Annotated in this window: 2 protein-coding genes and 1 pseudogene; 1 reads left to right on the top strand and 2 read right to left on the bottom strand. The window is 50.7% G+C overall.

What is annotated here, in order from left to right; all coding sequences use genetic code 11:
* Positions 1-60 precede the first annotated feature (60 nt).
* Positions 61-237, top strand: a pseudogene (locus tag RUA4292_RS25025) (transposase); the annotation flags it as partial.
* Positions 238-642: 405 nt separating this feature from the next.
* Here the strand turns inward: RUA4292_RS25025 and RUA4292_RS25665 are convergent.
* On the bottom strand, positions 643-840 hold the full coding sequence (locus RUA4292_RS25665) for a HupE/UreJ family protein (RefSeq protein WP_145975020.1): 198 nt from the start codon (positions 838-840) through the stop codon (positions 643-645).
* Positions 841-877: 37 nt separating this feature from the next.
* Positions 878-1,083 (bottom strand): integrase core domain-containing protein (locus RUA4292_RS18360; RefSeq protein WP_145975019.1); only part of this gene is annotated, 206 nt, incomplete at its 5' end.

Raw genomic sequence — 1,083 nt, 5'->3', positions numbered from 1 at the left:
CACATGGCGAACAAGCGACCGAAGCCGGAAGAGATTGTCTAGAAGTTACGGCAGGTTGAGATATTGATGGGGCAAGGCATGTCCCGTCTGGATGCAATCCGGCAGATTGGTGTTGTTGAACAGACCTATTATCGCTGGAAGAAAAAGTACGGCGGAATGGGCGCGGATTAATTGAAGGAACTCAAGCGCCTTCAAAAAGAGAATGAGCGTCTTCGTAGGGCCGTCTCGGATCTTACAAGCCCGATATTTGGGACATTTACACAGGTCGGGCAAAACCGAGGAGCCAACGGCTTCGTTCTCGGGTTGGGGCTAGGATATCAAATATCCGAGCAAGCCATACTAACAGCAGGATACGGCTATTCGGTACGTTCAAATGGTCAAGAACATGGTTTGGGGGCAAATCTTAGTGTTCGATTCTGATTTCGTGACACAGTTGTTTCTTTTTTGACATCATAAACGTTGACCACAGTTGTTGCGGCAATCATCGATGAGCCCTGCGGACGGCAGCTTTGTCCGCAAAGCGGTCGTTCAGGAAGAAACTGCGAATGACCGCTTCGAGCCCAATCTGTCTTATGCTGCGGAACAGCCGAATGTCCGCTTTTCTCCCAGGCGACCATCACGGAACGCGCCATCGCAATGACCTTAAGCCAGCGTGGAATAAACCTCGGCAACTCGCTGAAAGGTCCAAAAGCAAGCGATAGCCGCACATCCACCGGCTAAGCCCACTCGTAGGGACATCCACAAACTGGAGTTCACGCGCCGACACATTATCAATGCAGGCCAGAGTGCAAGAATAATGGCAACTTGGCCGAGCTCGACGCCAAGATTGAAAGCAAGCAGGCCTGATCAGCCCCACTTGTGTGGTCCAAGTTGATTGTTAGTGCATGACCGGCCTTTGGTCCATTTGAACGATGGTTTCCGGGGCCGGCGGTTTGTATCCCAGAGCACTGTGCGGGCGTTTTGTGTTGTAGTGTTTCCTCCATTCTTCGATCAAAATCTGCGCTTCTCTTAGATTGTAGAAGACTTCTCCATTCAGGAACTCATCTCTGAACCGCGCATTGAAACTTTCACAGTAACCGTTCT

Source organism: Ruegeria atlantica (assembly GCF_001458195.1).
GTDB classification, from domain to species: domain Bacteria; phylum Pseudomonadota; class Alphaproteobacteria; order Rhodobacterales; family Rhodobacteraceae; genus Ruegeria; species Ruegeria atlantica.
This window is presented reverse-complemented; position numbering and strand designations above follow the sequence as displayed.